Origin of the sequence: Thermococcus alcaliphilus (assembly GCF_024054535.1) — an archaeon.
Taxonomy (GTDB): Archaea; Methanobacteriota_B; Thermococci; order Thermococcales; family Thermococcaceae; genus Thermococcus_A; species Thermococcus_A alcaliphilus.
Genome location: NZ_JAMXLV010000020.1, coordinates 149,286 through 165,814, shown reverse-complemented (window position 1 = coordinate 165,814; position 16,529 = coordinate 149,286). Strand labels below are relative to the sequence as shown.

Annotated in this window: 19 protein-coding genes and 1 pseudogene; 6 read left to right on the top strand and 14 right to left on the bottom strand. The window is 43.1% G+C overall.

Going from position 1 to position 16,529, the window contains the following annotated elements; all coding sequences use genetic code 11:
* Window positions 1-40 precede the first annotated feature (40 nt).
* Window positions 41-1,060 carry an adenylosuccinate synthetase gene (locus NF859_RS05540; RefSeq protein WP_252743370.1) on the top strand — a complete coding sequence of 340 codons (1,020 nt, stop codon included), beginning with the start codon at window positions 41-43 and terminating at the stop codon, window positions 1,058-1,060.
* Here the strand turns inward: NF859_RS05540 and NF859_RS05535 are convergent.
* The 5 genes and pseudogenes from NF859_RS05535 to NF859_RS05515 all read right to left on the bottom strand — a co-directional run bounded on the left by NF859_RS05535 (window position 1,057) and on the right by NF859_RS05515 (window position 5,393).
* Entirely contained in the window at window positions 1,057-1,848 is a 792-nt protein-coding gene (locus NF859_RS05535; protein ID WP_252743369.1) for a DUF2268 domain-containing putative Zn-dependent protease, read from the bottom strand. The two genes, NF859_RS05540 and NF859_RS05535, sit on opposite strands and share 4 nt — an antisense overlap.
* Window positions 1,848-2,774 (bottom strand): hypothetical protein, encoded by a 927-nt coding sequence (locus NF859_RS05530; protein ID WP_252743368.1) that lies wholly within the window; start codon window positions 2,772-2,774, stop codon window positions 1,848-1,850. Before NF859_RS05530 ends, NF859_RS05535 begins: the two co-directional genes overlap by 1 nt.
* A 52-nt stretch (window positions 2,775-2,826) precedes the next feature.
* Window positions 2,827-3,630: pseudogene (locus NF859_RS05525) on the bottom strand (alpha/beta hydrolase).
* Between the two features lie 35 nt (window positions 3,631-3,665).
* Window positions 3,666-4,052 carry a tRNA (N6-threonylcarbamoyladenosine(37)-N6)-methyltransferase TrmO gene (gene tsaA, locus NF859_RS05520; RefSeq protein ID WP_252743367.1) on the bottom strand — a complete coding sequence of 129 codons (387 nt, stop codon included), beginning with the start codon at window positions 4,050-4,052 and terminating at the stop codon, window positions 3,666-3,668.
* 75 nt (window positions 4,053-4,127) lie between these two features.
* A complete protein-coding gene (locus NF859_RS05515; protein ID WP_252743366.1) occupies window positions 4,128-5,393 on the bottom strand; it encodes an adenosylhomocysteinase in 1,266 nt (421 codons plus the stop codon).
* A 68-nt stretch (window positions 5,394-5,461) separates the two neighbouring features.
* Here NF859_RS05515 and NF859_RS05510 point away from each other — a divergent pair, with 68 nt between their 5' ends.
* Genes NF859_RS05510 through NF859_RS05500 form a run of 3 tightly spaced genes read left to right on the top strand, consistent with a single transcriptional unit; the run spans window position 5,462 to window position 7,750 of the window.
* Complete coding sequence (locus tag NF859_RS05510; protein WP_252743365.1) at window positions 5,462-6,325, top strand: DUF2268 domain-containing putative Zn-dependent protease; 864 nt, start codon at window positions 5,462-5,464, stop codon at window positions 6,323-6,325.
* Window positions 6,322-6,885 carry a cyclase family protein gene (locus NF859_RS05505; RefSeq protein WP_252743364.1) on the top strand — a complete coding sequence of 188 codons (564 nt, stop codon included), beginning with the start codon at window positions 6,322-6,324 and terminating at the stop codon, window positions 6,883-6,885. Before NF859_RS05510 ends, NF859_RS05505 begins: the two co-directional genes overlap by 4 nt.
* Window positions 6,886-6,925: 40 nt before the next feature.
* Window positions 6,926-7,750, top strand: a complete 825-nt coding sequence (locus NF859_RS05500) for a DMT family transporter (RefSeq protein ID WP_252743363.1) — start codon at window positions 6,926-6,928, stop codon at window positions 7,748-7,750.
* Window positions 7,751-7,753: 3 nt separating this feature from the next.
* On the opposite strand, the gene gcvT is transcribed toward NF859_RS05500, so the two are convergent.
* On the bottom strand, window positions 7,754-8,947 hold the full coding sequence (gene gcvT / locus NF859_RS05495) for a glycine cleavage system aminomethyltransferase GcvT (RefSeq protein WP_252743362.1): 1,194 nt from the start codon (window positions 8,945-8,947) through the stop codon (window positions 7,754-7,756).
* A gap of 94 nt (window positions 8,948-9,041) precedes the next feature.
* On the opposite strand from gcvT, the gene NF859_RS05490 reads away from it, so the two are divergent.
* Window positions 9,042-9,884: a universal stress protein gene (locus tag NF859_RS05490; protein WP_252743361.1), complete on the top strand. Its 843-nt coding sequence runs from the start codon at window positions 9,042-9,044 to the stop codon at window positions 9,882-9,884.
* Window positions 9,885-9,977: 93 nt separating this feature from the next.
* Here the strand turns inward: NF859_RS05490 and NF859_RS05485 are convergent, their stop codons facing one another.
* From NF859_RS05485 to NF859_RS05465, 5 genes are read right to left on the bottom strand one after another with little or no spacing between them, the layout of a single operon-like run.
* Window positions 9,978-10,631: a hypothetical protein gene (locus tag NF859_RS05485; RefSeq protein ID WP_252743360.1), complete on the bottom strand. Its 654-nt coding sequence runs from the start codon at window positions 10,629-10,631 to the stop codon at window positions 9,978-9,980.
* Window positions 10,628-11,341 carry a creatininase family protein gene (locus NF859_RS05480; RefSeq protein WP_252743359.1) on the bottom strand — a complete coding sequence of 238 codons (714 nt, stop codon included), beginning with the start codon at window positions 11,339-11,341 and terminating at the stop codon, window positions 10,628-10,630. Before NF859_RS05480 ends, NF859_RS05485 begins: the two co-directional genes overlap by 4 nt.
* Window positions 11,338-12,489: a glycosyltransferase family 4 protein gene (locus NF859_RS05475; protein WP_252743358.1), complete on the bottom strand. Its 1,152-nt coding sequence runs from the start codon at window positions 12,487-12,489 to the stop codon at window positions 11,338-11,340. The genes NF859_RS05480 and NF859_RS05475 overlap by 4 nt, the downstream gene beginning before the upstream one ends.
* Complete coding sequence (locus NF859_RS05470) at window positions 12,467-13,390, bottom strand: lysylphosphatidylglycerol synthase transmembrane domain-containing protein (protein ID WP_252743357.1); 924 nt, start codon at window positions 13,388-13,390, stop codon at window positions 12,467-12,469. Before NF859_RS05470 ends, NF859_RS05475 begins: the two co-directional genes overlap by 23 nt.
* Before the next feature lies 1 nt (window position 13,391).
* Window positions 13,392-14,186, bottom strand: a complete 795-nt coding sequence (locus tag NF859_RS05465) for a UbiA prenyltransferase family protein (RefSeq protein WP_252743356.1) — start codon at window positions 14,184-14,186, stop codon at window positions 13,392-13,394.
* A gap of 86 nt (window positions 14,187-14,272) precedes the next feature.
* On the opposite strand from NF859_RS05465, the gene NF859_RS05460 reads away from it, so the two are divergent.
* On the top strand, window positions 14,273-14,602 hold the full coding sequence (locus NF859_RS05460; RefSeq protein ID WP_232194566.1) for a helix-turn-helix domain-containing protein: 330 nt from the start codon (window positions 14,273-14,275) through the stop codon (window positions 14,600-14,602).
* 3 nt (window positions 14,603-14,605) lie between these two features.
* Here the strand turns inward: NF859_RS05460 and speE are convergent, their stop codons facing one another.
* From speE to NF859_RS05445, 3 genes are all read right to left on the bottom strand, one after another.
* Window positions 14,606-15,454: a polyamine aminopropyltransferase gene (speE, locus tag NF859_RS05455; protein WP_252743355.1), complete on the bottom strand. Its 849-nt coding sequence runs from the start codon at window positions 15,452-15,454 to the stop codon at window positions 14,606-14,608.
* A 110-nt stretch (window positions 15,455-15,564) separates the two neighbouring features.
* Complete coding sequence (speD, locus tag NF859_RS05450; RefSeq protein WP_252743354.1) at window positions 15,565-15,936, bottom strand: adenosylmethionine decarboxylase; 372 nt, start codon at window positions 15,934-15,936, stop codon at window positions 15,565-15,567.
* Window positions 15,937-15,993: 57 nt separating this feature from the next.
* Entirely contained in the window at window positions 15,994-16,470 is a 477-nt protein-coding gene (locus tag NF859_RS05445) for a pyruvoyl-dependent arginine decarboxylase (RefSeq protein ID WP_004066199.1), read from the bottom strand.
* Between the last annotated feature and the right edge of the window lie 59 nt (window positions 16,471-16,529).

Genomic DNA, 16,529 nt, shown 5'->3' with positions numbered 1-16,529 from the left:
GTTTTAAAGGTGTCATTCTCTTAACTATGGGTAAGGAGCCATGCCAAGCTACATTGTTGTTGGTGGTCAATGGGGAGATGAAGGGAAAGGATCAATAATCGCTTATCTTGCGACGCATGACAAACCAGAGGTCATAGCAAGGGGCGGAGTAGGAACAAACGCAGGGCACAGCGTTTTTATAAATGGAAAGAAGTATGCAGTAAGACAGCTTCCCACGGGTTTTATGAACGAAGATGCAAGGCTTTTGGTTGGGGCTGGAGTTTTGGTTGATCCAGAGGTTTTCCTCCATGAACTTGAGCACCTGAAAGATTTCAATGTTAAAGATAGAGTGGGCATCGATTATCGCTGTACTGTAATAGAGCCAAAGCATAAGGAACTTGATAGAACAAACGGCTATCTCCATGGAAAGATAGGAACTACCGGCTCTGGCTGTGGTCCAGCGAATGCAGACAGAGCATTAAGGAAGGCTAGGCAGGTAAAGGACATCAAGGAACTTGAGCCCTACCTAACAGACGTTGCAGCTGAAGTTAACGATGCCCTCGACGATGGAAAGCTCGTTTTGGTGGAGGGAACGCAGGGGTTTGGCTTAAGCCTCTATTTCGGCACTTATCCCTATGTTACGTCAAAAGACACCTCCGCATCAGCTATAGCAAGCGACGTTGGAATAGGCCCTACAAGGGTTGATGATGTCATAGTGGTTTTCAAGAGCTTTCCAACTAGAGTTGGGGCAGGGCCGTTCCCAACGGAGATGAGTGAAGAAGAGGCTGATAGACTGGGATTGGTCGAGTACGGCACAGTTACCGGAAGGAGAAGAAGAGTAGGATGGTTTGACTTTGAATTCGCAAGGTACTCTGCAAGGATTAACGGTGCGACAATTTTAGCAGTGACCATGCTCGACAAGTACGATAAGGAAGCCTTTGGAGTGACTGATTTTGACAAGCTTCCAAAGAGGGCAAAAGACTTCATTTCGGAAATAGAGGAAAAAGTTGGGGTGCCAGTGGGCCTTATAAAGACCGGGCCAGAGTTGGAGCACATCATTGACTTAAGGGAGAACATTTAGCGTAGAAACTCTAGGATTTTGTTTTTAATCTCTTCTTTTTCAAGCTTTGCAATTTCTTCAAGAGAATACTCCCTTTCAAGCCAACAGATGAATCTATAACCCAGATAGTAGCCCAGGAACTGCTTCCCAAAGAGTACATACCACGAGCCGAAAAATGGATTTAGAGGCTCTTTCTCTTTAATTCTCCTTAGAAACTCCTGCTTGAGGAGGGCTTCGTTCTCTTCACACCATTCGAACCATCCATCCTCCTCAAAGTGCCAAGGCCTTCCGATTATTAAATCCTCAATTCGCTGGGCGAACCCCTCTGTATAAAGCCAGAATATTTGCTCGTCTTCAAGTTTCTCTATATTCTCCCCCCTTAAAAGCCAGTGAACTAAGTGACCGAACTCGTGGGCGATTAATCCTTCAAGCTTATCATACCAATTAAGCTCGGCTATTGCCTCTAAGCCGAAGAGAATTGAGGGCTTTCTCATAAATTCTGTTACCCAGCCAGCCCCGTTTTCGAGGCCAACGTAAATAACAATGTTGTAATCCTTGACCTCAAAGTACTCTCTAATCTTCCGTTCAACTTTGGGAAGGGCATTTAAGAGAGCTCTGTGAGCGAGTTTGAGCTCATCAACACTTCTTTTTGAAAGAACTCCTAAAAATTCCCGCCAGTCCATTTTGTATCTTTCATAGTCCCATCTAATCTTCTCAAAAAGCTCTGGATACTGTTTGATGTACTCTATCCAACTATCTATACTGCCGTCCCAATGTTTGAGGAAAGATGAAAATGTGTCGATTAGCATTACACTCCCCAGCCTTTTTCTTTAAGTTCGACTTTAAGTTTGTATGTGAGCAACTCTCTTGCTTTGGGTTTTGATAGCTTAAAGGTTAACAAAAACTCTCCATGTCCAAGGGCAATTCTTGATAGGTTTAGGCATTTCAACAAATTGGCTATGCTCAAACTTTCATACGTGCTGAATATTACGATTCTTTCCTCTGGAAGCAGAGAGTATCTAAACTCTTGAACAGAGGAATCAGCTATTTTCACAGCAACTTCAGGGCTTTCAGGAGCACTTATAACAACATCTACTTTTCGTCTCCCGGTTGTGAGATTATAGAATCTCCCTACTATCTCCTTTCCTTGTGCTTCTATCTCGACATTCAGAGTTTCTTCCAATATTTTGGGCGTGAGAATGCTTTTGCCAGCTATTACCCCTTTATTTGTCATAAAGAGAATTACCGCTCTTTCATAGGGCTTTGTCAGTATTTTAATTGCTGGGAAACTTGCAAAGCCTCTGTCATAATCACCTACAAGCTTGAACTCCTCATCGGGAAATTCAAATACTAAGGTTTTTATCTTTTCTAGAACCTTAAACCTTTTTCTTGGATGTTCTCTATTGAGATACGTGGAAAACTCAATTCTTCCGTACTCGAACTCAAGCTCGTGGGGAAAAACTATGCGATTTTTCTCGAACATAGTATTCGCTGCCAGCAAATTGGCTTTTTTAGCTTCCTCTTTAAGTTTCTTTAAAGAGAAAACCAGTAAGCTGATCAAGATGAGGGCGAATAGCAGATATGCTATCATTCCAAAGAAGCTCTTCTTTAAGGTTCCACCTCTTATGAGTGAGAAAAGCACCGAGGCTATAATAAGTATAAAGAGCGTTAAGAACCCCAGAAATACTCTTACAAAAATTTTTGTTTCGTAGCTCTCTAAGACGAGTTTTTTCATTTACATCATCTTTTAACTTTTCATTGGGTACTCTCTACAGCCGAAGCAGAGTCTACCTCGTTTTTAAGTCCGATTTTTTTTTAGTGGAAGAATGAGCAATAAGCCACTCCACTATTGTCCTGTGGAATTCCTCGCTCCATTCGGGGTCTTCAAAAATCTCGTGGTAAGCTCCTTTGAACTCTTTCAGTGTTTTGTCCTCCACTTTAAGCTCTGTAAAGAGCTTTCTTGCTCCATCTGGAGGGGTTATTACATCCCCCGTGCCAACAAGCAAAAGTACAGGCACCATTATTTTGTGGGCCTCTTTGTGTGCACGCTCCATGTTGTCAAAGATACTCATACCAAGCTTTGCTGAAATCCTGTCGTGGACTAGGGGATCTTCGACGTAGCGTTTAACTGCTTCGGGATTTCTAGAGAGGAGCTTCGGGTCAAGACCATTGGAAAGCGTCAGACTGGGAGTTATTTTTCCGAGAACTTTGGCGAGGGCGACCATGAAGCTTGGTGTTTTCGGACTTTTAGCGAGAGCAGGGGAGGAGGATATAACTCCACTTATCCTGTCGGGTCTTGTCTCGGCGTATCTTATCACGGTTAATCCGCCAAGGCTGTGACCGAAGAGGAAGGGCTTTTCGCCTAGTTCTTCAATTATGGAATCAATTATCTCCATTACCTCCTCTATGCTCGCATGGCCTCTTTTCCCGCCACTTCTTCCATGGCCAGGCCAGTCAAAGGTATAGACGGCGAAGCCCTCCTCAGTTAACATTTTTATGAGTTTGCCATATCTTCCACTGTGCTCTCCAAGGCCGTGAACTAGGACTACTCACCCTTTTTCGGGGGTTCCGAACTTTGCCTTGTATATCAAACTGAACACCCAAAAAGAGAGATAACAAAAGAAACTTAAATCCCTTTCGGACAGTCAAGCTCTTTCACGAAGGGCTTTATGTCCACTATAGGAGTACCATCAAAGGCGTCTATCTCAGTGATAAAGATTCTCGTCCCCTGTATCTTAACAATCTTCACGGTGTAAATGGCAATGGGATTTGGTCTAACTGGCGAGCGAGTTGCAAAAACTCCTCTTAGCGGGTTTTTTGGATCTCCACTAGGATGGACTTTCAATGTTTTTCTCTTCTCCGGGGTGTCGCTCTTGTGGAACCATAAGATCAGCTTTATCCAATCACCTTCGTTAAGGCCTTCAAGAGCCTCAGCGAACTCTGGGTAGATTTCGAGGAAAGTCTCGCCGTCTTTATGAACTTGGCCAATTGGGATTAGTTCAAATTTTTTCATCTCCAAACCTCGGTTTCTTTTTAAGCAACAACTTCTATAGAGAAAATGGGAACCAGAGGCAACAAAATAGTGGAGTTAAGTCCCATGCTCCCAGCTTTCCAAGTACTTCTTCTGTTCTTCGGTTAGCTCTTCAATCCCAATACCCATGGCCTTTAGCTTAATCCTTGCGACCATTTCGTCGATTTCTCTTGGAAGGACATAGACCTTAGGTTCAAGCTTTCCACGGTTGTTCTTAATGTACTCCGCTGCCTTCGCCTGCAAAGCAAAGCTCATGTCCATAATCTCTGCTGGATGCCCATCAGCAGCTGCTAGATTAACAAGTCTACCTTCTGCTAGGAGATATAACCTTCTTCCATCTTTGAGTTTGTACTCAGTAATGTTTGGCCTTGGATGGCTAATCTCTACTGCCAAGCTCTCTAAATCGGGCTTTGAGATTTCCACGTCAAAGTGACCGGCGTTTGCCATGATTGCCCCGTCCTTCATAACTTCAAAGTGCTCCCTGCGGATGCAGTTTATGTTTCCGGTAGAAGTGACAAAGATGTCTCCAACTTTAGCCGCTTCCTTCATTGGCATAACCAAATACCCGTCCATTCTTGCCTCTAATGCCCTAATAGGATCTACCTCGACTACTATGACCGTCGCTCCCAGTCCCCTTGCACGCATCGCAATTCCTCTTCCGCACCACCCGTAGCCGACAACCACGACGTTTTTACCTGCAACAAGGAGGTTTGTGCTCCTTATTATTCCGTCCCATGTTGATTGGCCCGTTCCATAGCGGTTATCAAAGAGGTATTTTGTATATGAATCATTAACTGCTATAATCGGGAATTTGAGCACTCCGTCCTTTTCCATAGCCCTTAACCTTATCACACCAGTGGTCGTTTCCTCACTAGCACCCCATATTTCGGGGATTAGCTCTTGTCTCTCCTTTAAGACCGTTGAAACCATGTCCGCTCCGTCGTCTATGATGATGTTTGGCCTTATGTCTAATGCTCTGTGCATGAACTCGTAGTACTCTTCCCTGCTTTCTCCTCTTATGGCGTAGACCTTTACCCCATTCTTTGCCAAAGCTGCAACAACATCGTCTTGTGTGCTCAATGGATTGCTTGCCGCTGCTGAGACCTCTGCTCCTGCGGCTTTTAAAGTCAAGAGCAAGAAGGCTGTTTTCATTTCAAGATGAAGGGTTGCAGCAATTCTAACTCCTTTAAAGGGTTTTTCCTTCTCAAATTCCCTTCTTATATGCTGGAGGACGGGCATAAACCTTGAAACCCAGTCTATCTTTTTCTCCCCTTCTGGTGCAAGTTTAATGTCCTTTACGCAATAATCTTTTGTGCAGTCCATACAATCACCTTTTGAGGATAAGGTTAAAGAGTTAAAAAGGTGATTATTGAGGCAACTGGTGGTTGCTTATGCGAATTGTACTTGGGGTGAGGGAGCTTAGGGAGTGCTTAACTGACTCTGAAGAAGATACTTGGGAGTGTTATTACTCAAAGTTCAAGCATGTGTTTGACCCGATATTTGAAAACATTTACAGAATCAAGCCGGAAGAAGCCAGAGAACTTCTAAAACATGTTAATTTTAGAATTTCGTTGGAAATAGCCGAGCGGTTTTTAAAAGATGGTGGACTTGAAAAAGTTGAAAGTTTGCTTGAGAGAAGTGTTGAGCTCTGCCCTCCAAGAGAAGATTTTGATGTTTATCTTCTGATTGGGCTGAACGGCATCGGGGGAACAGCAAAGAAGGCAAACAAGCCCTATATATTCTTGGGTCTCGAGATGTATGAAGCTCTGGGGAGGTTGAGTGGTACGAGCGCTTTGGAAGCTCTCGATTATCTGGTTCCTCATGAATATGCACATCTCGTTAGAAGTGAGCACTTAGGAGAGTGGAGTGTGGAAGGCTTAACTGTTGGAGAGCTTGCGGTTCACGAGGGTATTGCAACACTCTTTCCTCTGGTTTTAAAAGACGATTTAAGCTTGGAAGAGCTTAGGAAATCCATTGGATACAATGAAGTGCAGATAAACTATGCTCTGAAACATAAAGATGAGATAATAAACGAAATCTTAGCTCTATGGGATGTTGAGCTTGATGAGGAAATTTCAAAGAGATATTTCTTAACCAATTTTAAGGGAAACATTGGTGGAAGGCCTCACATCTTGGGTTATTTTGTGGGCTCTTGGATTGTTTTGAATCTGCTGAAAGCTGGGTTTGTCATTTGCGAACTGATAAAGATGCCAAGTGATGAAATCCTAACATTGTACTTGGAGGTGGTTAGATGATAGTTGATTTAACCCTTGAACTCAGCGAAGAGACTCCCATATATCCGGGCGACCCAAGGGTTGAGGTGAAAAGATGGGCTACTATCGAGAAGGACGGCTATTATATGAACGCCCTCTTTCTTGGGGAGCACAGCGGGACGCACGTTGATGCTCCGGTGCATTTCATTGCTTACGGAAAGACAATAGATCAAGTGCCGCTGGAAAAGTTCATTGGGAGAGGAGTAGTTATTGACGTTTCTTACCTACAGGGAAACATAGAGCCCGGAGACATAAAAATGGTAGAAGAGATGGTCTTCTTCTACACTGGAGGAAAAGACATTTACCTTAGTGAAGAGGGAGCAAGATATCTGGTGGAGAAGGGCATTAAGGCCGTAGGAATCGACAATCCAACCATAGGGGGCTTTGAAGTGCATAAAATTCTGCTCTCCAATGAAATTCTTATTTTCGAGAATTTGGCTAACCTCGAAAAACTCATTGGAAAAGAGTTTACTTTCTTTGGAGTTCCCTTAAAAATCAAAAATGGTTCAGGAAGTCCCATTAGAGCTTTTGCAATCCTTTAGAAAAATTTTTATTCCTCTTTCCACATTGATAGTGGGGGTTATGAGTCGAAAATATGCGATAGCATCGGTGTTGCTGTGGTCAACGGTTGCGAGTGCATTTAAGCTTTCCCTGGCTTATTTTACTCCATTACAATTGCTTTTTTACGCTTCTCTCACTTCACTTCTCCTCTTTGCGTTTGTATATGGTAAAAGGTTCTCGGTGCGAAATGCAGCTCCTTCGGTATATTTGGGAGCGGTAAATCCCTTTCTTTATTACATAGTTCTCTTTACTGCGTATTCCCGGCTTCCCGCTCAGGAGGCACAGGCATTAAACTACACGTGGCCTCTTGTGCTTGTGGTTTTTTCAGTGCTTTTCTTAAAGGAGAGAATTTTAGCTAGAACTCTTGGTGGATTGGTAATGGGATTTCTAGGGGCTTCCATAGTTGCAACAAGGGGTAATCTGCTTAGCTTAAAATTTTCAGACCCTCTTGGAGTTCTTCTTGGGTTGGGAAGTGCTTTTATATGGGCATTATACTGGACGTTGAACCTTAAAGACAAGCGACCTCTAGTTGAGAAGATGTTCTGGAACTTCTTCTTTGGATTTATTTACATCTCGGCAATGATTATAGCTACTAAGAGCTTCGTTATTCCTTCCCCTATGCCTCTCTTGGGTGCCGTTTATGTAGGGCTCTTTGAGATGGGGGTGACGTTCCTATTATGGTATAAAGCAATTGAAAGTGATGTCTCCTTTGCGTCAAACTTAGCCTATCTTGTTCCCTTTTTGTCCCTTCTTTTTATACACTTCTTGGTGGGAGAAGAAATAGCTCCAACAAGCATAGTTGGCTTAATCCTCATAGTGGGGGGAATAATAATAGGAAAGAAATAGAAATCACTCTTCCCTAAATGCTCCATACTTCTTGGGGTCGTAGAAAGGTGGAGCAACGGTTAGCGCCTTCTTCTTTTGCCCTCTTATGTCGATCTCTATCTCCAATCCGGGCTTTGCATACTCTGGCTTAACGAACGCTATACCTATGCCGATTCCCAAGAGAGGTGAAAGCGTTCCGCTTGTAACTTCTCCAATCTCCTTGCCGTCTGCGTATACCTTGTACCCTGCCCTTGGAATGCCCTTGTCCACCATCTTGAAGTGCACCATCTTGCTTGGGAGGCCTCTCTCCTTCTGCTTGAGCAGTGCCTCCTTACCTATGAACTCCTTGTCCCAGAAGATTGCAAACTCAAGGTTTGCCTGGAGAGGAGTTACCTCATCGATGTCAGTGCTCAAAAGCTGGAGCTCCTTTGTTTCGTTCCCGTAGAGGGTGTAACCTGCCTCAAGCCTTAGGGTATCCCTAGCACCAAGTCCAGCGGGCTTTATGCCGTACTTTTGCCCAGCCTCGAGTATCTTCTCCCATACGTATAGGGCTTTCTCTGGCTTTCCTCTCTTCTCTGGGTTTGGATGATATGGGTTTGCATCCTCAAAGTAAACCTCAAAGCCGTTTTCTCCAGTGTAGCCACTTCTTGAGAGGAGCATCTTAATCCCATCGAGCTCGACTTCCTTAGCCTGGAACCACCAGAGCTGATTGATGTCAATTCCAAAGAGATCCATGGCGAGATCCCTTGCTTTTGGTCCTTGAACCGAGAACATTGCCATGTCATAGGTTTTGTTCTCTATCTCCAAATCGAGCTTTGTATACTGCTCAATTGCCCCTTTAATTGAGGTGAACCATGCGTAGAGCTTTTCAAAGGCATCGCTGTCGCAGACCATCATGTAAGTGTCGTTTCCCATGTTGAACACTAGGGTCTCATCTTTCACCGCTCCCCTTTCGTTGAGGACTAAGCTGTAGGTTCCGCTTATTGCAGGAGGTTTGGAAATGTCGTTTGTGGTCACGTATTGAAGGAACTTGAGCGCATCCTTCCCTCTAAAGAAGATTTCTCCCATATGGGAAACATCAAAAACTCCGACTCCATTCCTAACGGCAAGGTGTTCCTCTTTTATGCTCGAGTACCAGATGGGCATTTCCCAGCCTGCAAACTCTTCAACTTTCTTTGCATGCTCCTTGTGCCAGTCAAAAATGTGCACCCTCTTCATAGTATCACCATCCATGAAATATGCCTCCCCAAATATAATGTTTTCCTTCCTAAAGAGCTAAATACCCTCATGACGATATATATGTGGTGGTCGCATGTTTGAAAAGGTGCTCTTTCCAACGGACTTCTCTGAGGTCTCTATGCACGCCCTTAGAGAGTGCATTCCCCAGCTGTTTGAAGTCGGTGCTAAGAAGCTCTATCTAGTTCACATAGTTGATATCACAGCTACGGATATAGAGGCAATAGAGCTTATGAAAATAGACGAGGAGGAGCTAAATAAGCTTGCCGAGGAAATAAAGGCAAATGGGATTGATGTTGAACCAATTGTGAAAATTGGGATACCTTCACTGGAAATAGCTGAAATAGCTCAGGAGAACAATGTGGATTTGATTGTTGTGCCGTCTAAAGGTGAAAACATCCTCAGGCAAATGCTCCTAGGTAGCACTGCCTCAAACCTTGTTAGGGCAACTAAAAAACCCGTCTTGGTTGTAAAATACGAATGGGACGAGGAAGAGGAGAAAATTAAATGTCTCTCAAATTGTAAAGAGATTTTCAAGAGGCCCTTGATTGCTTTGGACTTTTCCGAATGTTCTGAAAAAGTTGTAAATGCGGCAAAGAAGTTTGAGGAGCTAATCGAAGAAGCTGTTATTATTCACGTAGTGGATTATGGAAAGCCAGAAGATCTTGAAAAGAACATTGAAAACGCGAAGGCAAAGCTGACAGAATTTGCGAAGATGTTTAGCGTTTCGGTAAAAACTGAGGTGCTCACGGGAATAGCCTCGCATTCTATATTAGGTACTGCCCTGGCCAAAGATTCTTCGATCATAGTTATGGGCAAGAAGGGTAGGAGCGTTCTAAAAGACCTCCTTCTTGGAAGCACGGCAGAAAGGGTGGTTAGGGACTCAAAACTTCCCGTTCTGTTAGTGCCATGTGAATAACCTCAGACTGGAACGGCTTCCACATCAAATTCGGTAGCTACCCTGTTGCCATCATCGGTCATTCTTTCTTTTCCCCTTGAGTTTAAAAACCTTTCATTGCTTGCTCGAGCTTTCTTTCAGGAGTGTCGAGAGCAGCAGTTTTAGAGGTTTGTTCTTTACGAGTGCTAATGCTTCTTGGATCTCTTCGGAGCTTACGGTATCTCTGGCAAGGTAGATGTAGAGGGCATATGCCATGGCTTTTGGATTGCCCTCGTTGAGTTCCTCAGCAGCTCTGGCGAGTTCTCCCATGCTTATGCTGTCTGCCAGCTCTTTTAGCTTGACGTTATCATTTTTTTCAAGGGCCTCTCTTAGAGGCTTGTAAAAGCGATTTATAAGCAGGCGTGCCATCCTTTCTCTTTTATTGAGATAGTCAATTGGGGTTTCTTCTTCGGGCTTTCTGGAAGAGATTGCATAGTATCCGGCGGGTAAGAGGATGAAAAACACCATCAAGAGGATATAGGGAGTTAGTGAAAATGGCAGCATTTCTGCATACCTATATTTGAGATATAGAAGGAGCACTAGTCCTATAAACCCCCAGAGCATGAAGAAGAGCACATACATTTCGCTAATTCTTTGCCTTTTTTCGAGGAGCTTATATCTGGAGCTCGCTCCTATTTTGTCGAGAAACTCCAACCTGCTCTCAGCTAGCTCTATTTCCGCTTCAAGTCTTTTTATCCTTGTATCAATCTCTTTTAAAACTTCCTTCATAACATTCCTTCCAGGATTTTTGCTATTTTATCACTAACTACCTCCAAAATCTTTTCTCCCTTTTCTCTTGTTGCTCCTTGCGGATTATCATTGACTCCGTCTGGGAAAAGCTCAAGCCCTATATCTCTTCTTATTACTCTAACCGGAGCACTTCTCTTTTCGCCCTTTGCTTTCTTCATTTTGACGAGTTCCGGCGCTATTGCAAGCATTACTGAGGTCTCATCTTCTCCTGCGTGCCCTTGGGAAGAACATATTTCAAGTATTTCTTTTCTGAAGTCCATCCACCAGTTTATGAGGATAATCCCGACGTCGTAACTATCTGCAACTTCTTCACTCGCCTCTATGAGTGGATAAACGTTTCCGCCGTGCCCATTTAAGAGGATTATCTTTTTAAAGCCCTCCTCTGCGAACTCACTCATCACATCCCTAACGTATCTCCTCAGACTGTCTGCCCTCACGTTTATCGTCCCGGGGTAAACGTTCAGCACAAAGCTGTGCCCATACCAGATTGGAGGTGCTATCAGGATTTCTATTCCTTTATCCTTCAGCTTTTTTTCAACTCTCCTTGCAATTTCAAGGGGGGCAAAGACATCAGTACCTAGAGGTAAGTGCTTTCCATGAGCCTCAACACTGCCCACGGGAAGAAGAATAGCGGATGCTTTGGCTTTTGCCATTTCAAATTCTTCCCATGTCAGCCTCTCCATTCTCATGAATTTCCCCTCTGGATATTTGAGAGAATTTCCTCATAAATCTTTTCTATTTCCACAACGACCTTATCCCAGGAATACTTTTCCTCAACAGCCTTTCTTCCCTTGCTTCCATACTGCTTTCTTAGCTCTTCATCGTTCAAAAGCTTCTGGATTGCCTCTCTCAGCTCAAGTTCATTTCCTGGAGGTACAAGAAGGCCGGCTTCATTTTCTTTAACTACTTCGGGTATCCCACCGACGTCTGTAGCTACAACTGGTACTCCAGAAGCCATGGCTTCAAGGACAACTATGCCAAATGCTTCCGAAGATACTGATGGTAGTACAAATACATCTGCCATTCTAAAAACCTCTGGAAGGACGTCATCCGGCACATATCCCATAAAGACAACCCTGTCTTCTATTCCAAGGAATTTAGCTTGGGCTTTTAGGAAAGGAAGCATTTCTCCGTTACCGACCATTACAAGAGTAGCATCTTCTATTTTGGAAAATGCATTCAAAAGCACATGAGGTCCTTTTCGGTAGCTCATTCTGCTTACATAAAGCACTACATTACCCTCAAGTCCAAACTTGGCTTTTATCTCGTCTTTATTCTTTGCAGGGAAGAAACGCTTATCATCAACTCCATTTGGCACTATTGAGATTGGAACAGATGTAAAATGCTCTATAAATGCCTTTGCAGCCTTGCTCACCGCTATTATTCGGTGGGGATACTTTAAATAGCTTGTGAAAAGAGGAATTGTGAATCCTAAGGCCTCCCAGAGCTTCGATTCATGGGCAAAAGAGATGCTGTGTGTTGTGAGCAGAGTGGCTTTTCCCATTGCCCTTCCGGCCTTAACTGCTTTTAAAGCGAGGGGGGTAAATGCGTGGTGAGAGTGAATTACATCAAAGTCCTTTAGAAATTCGTTGAGCTCTTCTGAGGACTTTAGCCCATACGTCAAGTTTACCTCCAAAAGGGGGCTTATAATTCCAGGAATTTTTATAAGTTCTATTCCATATCTCTCAAGATCCTCTTCTTTTCCGGTGGTTCTGTTGTTTGTAACTATCGCTACTTCATGCCCTCTTTTTCTGAGCTTTATGGCCAAATTGTGCATATGGGATGCAACCCCTCCAATTTTTGGATAATACCAGTCACTGACCAGTGCTACCCTCATATCCACCACCTTCATCTAATGCTCCATAAAACAGAACTGCACCCAATATTGAGTATACGTACTGAAAGAGGAATTTATAAATAAAAGCCGTTACAGTAGCTTTTGTTGAGGTGCCGATTCCAAGAACAAGTCCAAACTCGTTTGCCCCAAATCCCGCTGGAATACCGCTAACCGAAGCAAAGAGCACGCTCATTAAAAACCCATATAAAGCCTGTTTCATTGAAATTTCCAAATTAAATGCCTTTCCAACTACGATGATTCCATAGACCTGAAGGAGAATTATCACCACAGAAAGCAAAAACGAGAGTAGAAAAATCGCCTTGTTTTCCTTTGCTCCGCTCCATCCCTTATGTATTCTCTCCAAATAACCCCTAAGGGTTGACACCAATCCTTTTAATCCAAAAATCTCCCAAAAACCCAATAAAGAATCAAGAGCTTTGTAAATGCCCTTTTCATAGATTAGGGCAACCAAGATAATGATTAATCCGAGGATTCCAATCTTCAAGAAGCCGATAAAAATGAGGGCAAATAAAAAGACCACTACCAGTTCTGTGCTCAGTCCAATTAGGAGAGAAGAGAGGGCTTTGAAGTAATCACCCCCAACGAGCTTGACTTTTGCAATATGCCCCACACTTGGTGGGAGAATTGTCATTAGATAATATCCACTTAAAAAGGCTCTTAGAGTTTTCCTGAAGCTCGTTTCCTGAACCTCTCTTAAGAACAGATACCACCTAAGAGAAGATAAGATAATGGTAAAAACAGAAAGCATAAAAGCCACAAGAAGGTACTCATGGGATGAAGTTTTTAGGGCTAATTCAAGCTCGATAAGGTTAATGCTCTTGTATAGATACGCAAGTGAAATTAAAAGTGCAATTAGAGCAAATATCCGTTTTTTGTTCATACTATACACCCAGCAATGCTTTCAAAGCATGAAAGAGTAGCAGAAAAACGACAACAACATCAAAGAGTCTATAACTCGCCCTAACTCCTACAATCGCTATCCCAAGGGCTCCAAAGGGGATGTTGAGAAGTGTTAAGAGGAGAGCTATTGAAAGACCCGAAAACGCCAATATAAGCTTCTCAGATAATTTCTTGCCAATGACAATTGGAGTAGTCTTTAAATTTGCTTTTAAATCGCTTTCATAGTCCTCAAGATGGTTTCTGAGCTCCATTGCGAATGAATACAGAAGAAGAGCTATCGCTATTGCAATTTCATACTTTGTTAAAATCCCATCGAAGTATGCACCATAAATGAAGGGCATTGCTCCGAAAAATATCCCGTGTGATACTACATCTACGATGGGCTTTGCTTTAAGTCTCGGCGGTGCTGAGTAAAAAGTAGCCAACAACAACATTGAAATGTAGATCATGAACTCTCTATAACTAAGGAAAAACGCAAATAACACTCCCAGAGCTGCAATTAGGGCTGAAGAGATAATACCCATCCTAAAGCTAAGTTCCCCACTTGCCACTGGGTTTTTGTTCCTCTTTTGGGGATTTTTTAAATCGGTGTCAACATCGAAACAATTGTTTATGGCAAATGCGTATGCAACATATAATATTAATGAAATTACAAGTATAATAGCACCTTTGAAATCGGGATTATGCCTAAAGTTCATTAACAAGCCGAGCAGGCCCATTCCTATGAACGATTTACCATCGACTATCCTGGTGTTTTTTATTACGGCCTTTAGCATACCATCACCACTCAACACCTTCCCAGAAAGGTTTATAAGTGTTTTCACTAAATTGTGAATACGTATGAAGAAAAACCTTCATAGTGATGGAAATGGAGGAGCTATTGAGAGCGTTCACAAAAACCCTTGAAAAATTCGAGCTTACAAGCTCGGAGATTAAAATATATTCCCTTCTCTTAAAGGAGCAGCTAACGCCAAGACAGATTGCAAAAAAGCTTGATTTATCCGAGAGAATTGTCAGGGAAAAGCTCAAGCACCTTCTTGAACTTGGACTGGTGGAGAGGGAGATGGTAAACAGAGGATGGCTCGGTTATATCTACAAGGCCAAAGCACCAAAAGAAGCCTTAAATTCCATTCTCTCCAAAATGGAAGAATTTATGGAAAATTTCCAAAAAGAAGCAAAAAAAGTACTCTAAAGTTCAGGCTTTGCCCTCAAGGAGCTCTCTAACGTACTTCGGCATCTGGAACAGAGTTTCGTGCCTTTCTGGGTCATAATACTGCAAGTTAAGGTTCTTCGCCCTATCTAGATCGGTCTTTGTGAAGTCTATGTCGCCTTTAACTCCAACTAAGAAGCTCCATGGAGAAGCATAGCCTATTACGGGAAAGCTGAAGTAGTAAACCCTATCAAAGACCTTCTTCATGTTTTTGTAGGCATCAAGAAGTTCATCTGTAAAGAGATAAACGCTTCCCGCTTGTGTAATGTACAAGCCTCTCTCTCCCAGAGCTTCGTATGCATTTCTATAGAATTCTTCGCTGAACAACAGCTTCGCAGGGCCAACAGGATCCGTTGAGTCCACGATTATGACGTCAAAGTGATCTTTGTGCCTCTTCATGTATTCAACGCCATCCCCTATTATGAGCTCTGCTCTTGGCTCTTCTCCTTTGAGAGCTCTCTCCAGAAGTCCTCCATCGATTTTCAAGTATTTTATTGAAATCTCAACAACTTTTTCGTCTATCTCCACCATAACTGCCTTTTCAACGGTCTTGTGCTCAAGCACTTCCCTTAAAGTTCCCCCATCTCCCCCTCCTATGACGAGAACTTTCTTTGGATTTGGATGGGCGAGCATGACAGGATGAACCAATGGCTCGTGATAACTTCTCTCGCCATGTTCAACGAGCTGGACGGTACCATCAATTACAAGAAGTTTTCCAAAACCCTCAGTCTCATAAAGCTCTATCTTCTGATATTCGCTCTCTACTTCAGTTATTTTTGAAACAACTTTAAATCCCACGCCATATCCCTTGGGATACCACTCGATGAATTCCATTATGCTCACCTCGGTTGAAAGCTTATCAGATGTCTTTTAAACTTTTGCCTCCAGTTTGCTTAATATTCAACAAAAAATCAGATTTGAGGAGGGTAATAAAAGAAAAGAGATCACTCCTTAAAGAGAAGCCCCCTATCGAGCTTTACAACAGTTGGTTTTTTGCATTTTAATTCTTTGATAATATACTCACTCGCCTTAAGGGGCATTGTATGATCCCCGCACGTGTAAACATCAACGGCAGCATAGCCATGCTCAGGCCATGTGTGAATTGCTATATGGCTCTCAGAAACGACAACCACACCAGAAACGCCTTGAGGAGAAAACTTGTGGAAGCGTTTATCAATAATAGTCGCATTCGCTACTTCAGCAGCCTTGGTAAGTATTTCTTCTATCTTCTCTATGTCGTCCAGTATTTGAGGATCGCATTCGTAGAGATCCAAAACAACGTGCATTCCTATCGGGGTTTCGACTACTTGAGCCATCGCCTTCACCTCCCTCCATCCGCAACACCTCCCTCTACTTTTTGGAAAATTGAAAGATCAATAAGGCAGCATAACAACGGCCGCAACGGCGGCAGCAGGTTTATCCTTAACCGTTATCTCGGCAACGGCAGCTTTGAATTCCTTAAGCTTCCAGCCCCTAACTCTGAAGCCCTCTTCTACCATTTTCTTTACCATTCTTTCGGCTTCTTCTTTGGTGCAGTAGCCGCTGTATTCGTAGATTAGTCCTCCCGTGTTGTCCTCGCTAATCCCCACACCAAGAGCAGCGCTAATTGTTGATCCTGGTTCGTCGCTTTCTATGTGAGCGTAAACTGTGGGGAGGAGCATTCCTATTGGAATATTTTTGGGGAGCTCATCAATCCACTCGATGTGGGCTGGAATGACACTGCTGAGCTTTACCAAGTTGACGTTTCCAATCCCCATTTTGAGTAAAGCGTTATCGAATGCGTTTAATTTTGTTCCCCCCTCAGCACTTGCAGCGAGTAAAATGGCTTTTTTTGGAGTTGTCCAGCTCATACCGGTTTACCTCCTCTTTTTTCATATATTTTCTGGTTAATCATGATTTTGAGCTTATT

Excerpts from the sequence above, each read along its gene's own strand:
- NF859_RS05500 (WP_252743363.1), top strand. The coding sequence starts at position 6,926 with ATGAGTCGAAAATATGCGATAGCATCGGTGTTGCTGTGGTCAACGGTT.
- NF859_RS05480 (WP_252743359.1), bottom strand. The coding sequence starts at position 11,341 with ATGAGAATGGAGAGGCTGACATGGGAAGAATTTGAAATGGCAAAAGCC.
- NF859_RS05540 (WP_252743370.1), top strand. The coding sequence starts at position 41 with ATGCCAAGCTACATTGTTGTTGGTGGTCAATGGGGAGATGAAGGGAAA.
- NF859_RS05490 (WP_252743361.1), top strand. The coding sequence starts at position 9,042 with ATGTTTGAAAAGGTGCTCTTTCCAACGGACTTCTCTGAGGTCTCTATG.
- NF859_RS05535 (WP_252743369.1), bottom strand. The coding sequence starts at position 1,848 with ATGCTAATCGACACATTTTCATCTTTCCTCAAACATTGGGACGGCAGT.
- speD (WP_252743354.1), bottom strand. The coding sequence starts at position 15,936 with ATGGCTCAAGTAGTCGAAACCCCGATAGGAATGCACGTTGTTTTGGAT.
- speE (WP_252743355.1), bottom strand. The coding sequence starts at position 15,454 with ATGGAATTCATCGAGTGGTATCCCAAGGGATATGGCGTGGGATTTAAA.
- NF859_RS05530 (WP_252743368.1), bottom strand. The coding sequence starts at position 2,774 with ATGAAAAAACTCGTCTTAGAGAGCTACGAAACAAAAATTTTTGTAAGA.
- NF859_RS05515 (WP_252743366.1), bottom strand. The coding sequence starts at position 5,393 with ATGGACTGCACAAAAGATTATTGCGTAAAGGACATTAAACTTGCACCA.
- NF859_RS05510 (WP_252743365.1), top strand. The coding sequence starts at position 5,462 with ATGCGAATTGTACTTGGGGTGAGGGAGCTTAGGGAGTGCTTAACTGAC.
- NF859_RS05465 (WP_252743356.1), bottom strand. The coding sequence starts at position 14,186 with ATGCTAAAGGCCGTAATAAAAAACACCAGGATAGTCGATGGTAAATCG.
- NF859_RS05505 (WP_252743364.1), top strand. The coding sequence starts at position 6,322 with ATGATAGTTGATTTAACCCTTGAACTCAGCGAAGAGACTCCCATATAT.
- gcvT (WP_252743362.1), bottom strand. The coding sequence starts at position 8,947 with ATGAAGAGGGTGCACATTTTTGACTGGCACAAGGAGCATGCAAAGAAA.
- NF859_RS05470 (WP_252743357.1), bottom strand. The coding sequence starts at position 13,390 with ATGAACAAAAAACGGATATTTGCTCTAATTGCACTTTTAATTTCACTT.
- NF859_RS05460 (WP_232194566.1), top strand. The coding sequence starts at position 14,273 with ATGGAAATGGAGGAGCTATTGAGAGCGTTCACAAAAACCCTTGAAAAA.
- NF859_RS05485 (WP_252743360.1), bottom strand. The coding sequence starts at position 10,631 with ATGAAGGAAGTTTTAAAAGAGATTGATACAAGGATAAAAAGACTTGAA.
- NF859_RS05475 (WP_252743358.1), bottom strand. The coding sequence starts at position 12,489 with ATGAGGGTAGCACTGGTCAGTGACTGGTATTATCCAAAAATTGGAGGG.
- NF859_RS05445 (WP_004066199.1), bottom strand. The coding sequence starts at position 16,470 with ATGAGCTGGACAACTCCAAAAAAAGCCATTTTACTCGCTGCAAGTGCT.
- tsaA (WP_252743367.1), bottom strand. The coding sequence starts at position 4,052 with ATGAAAAAATTTGAACTAATCCCAATTGGCCAAGTTCATAAAGACGGC.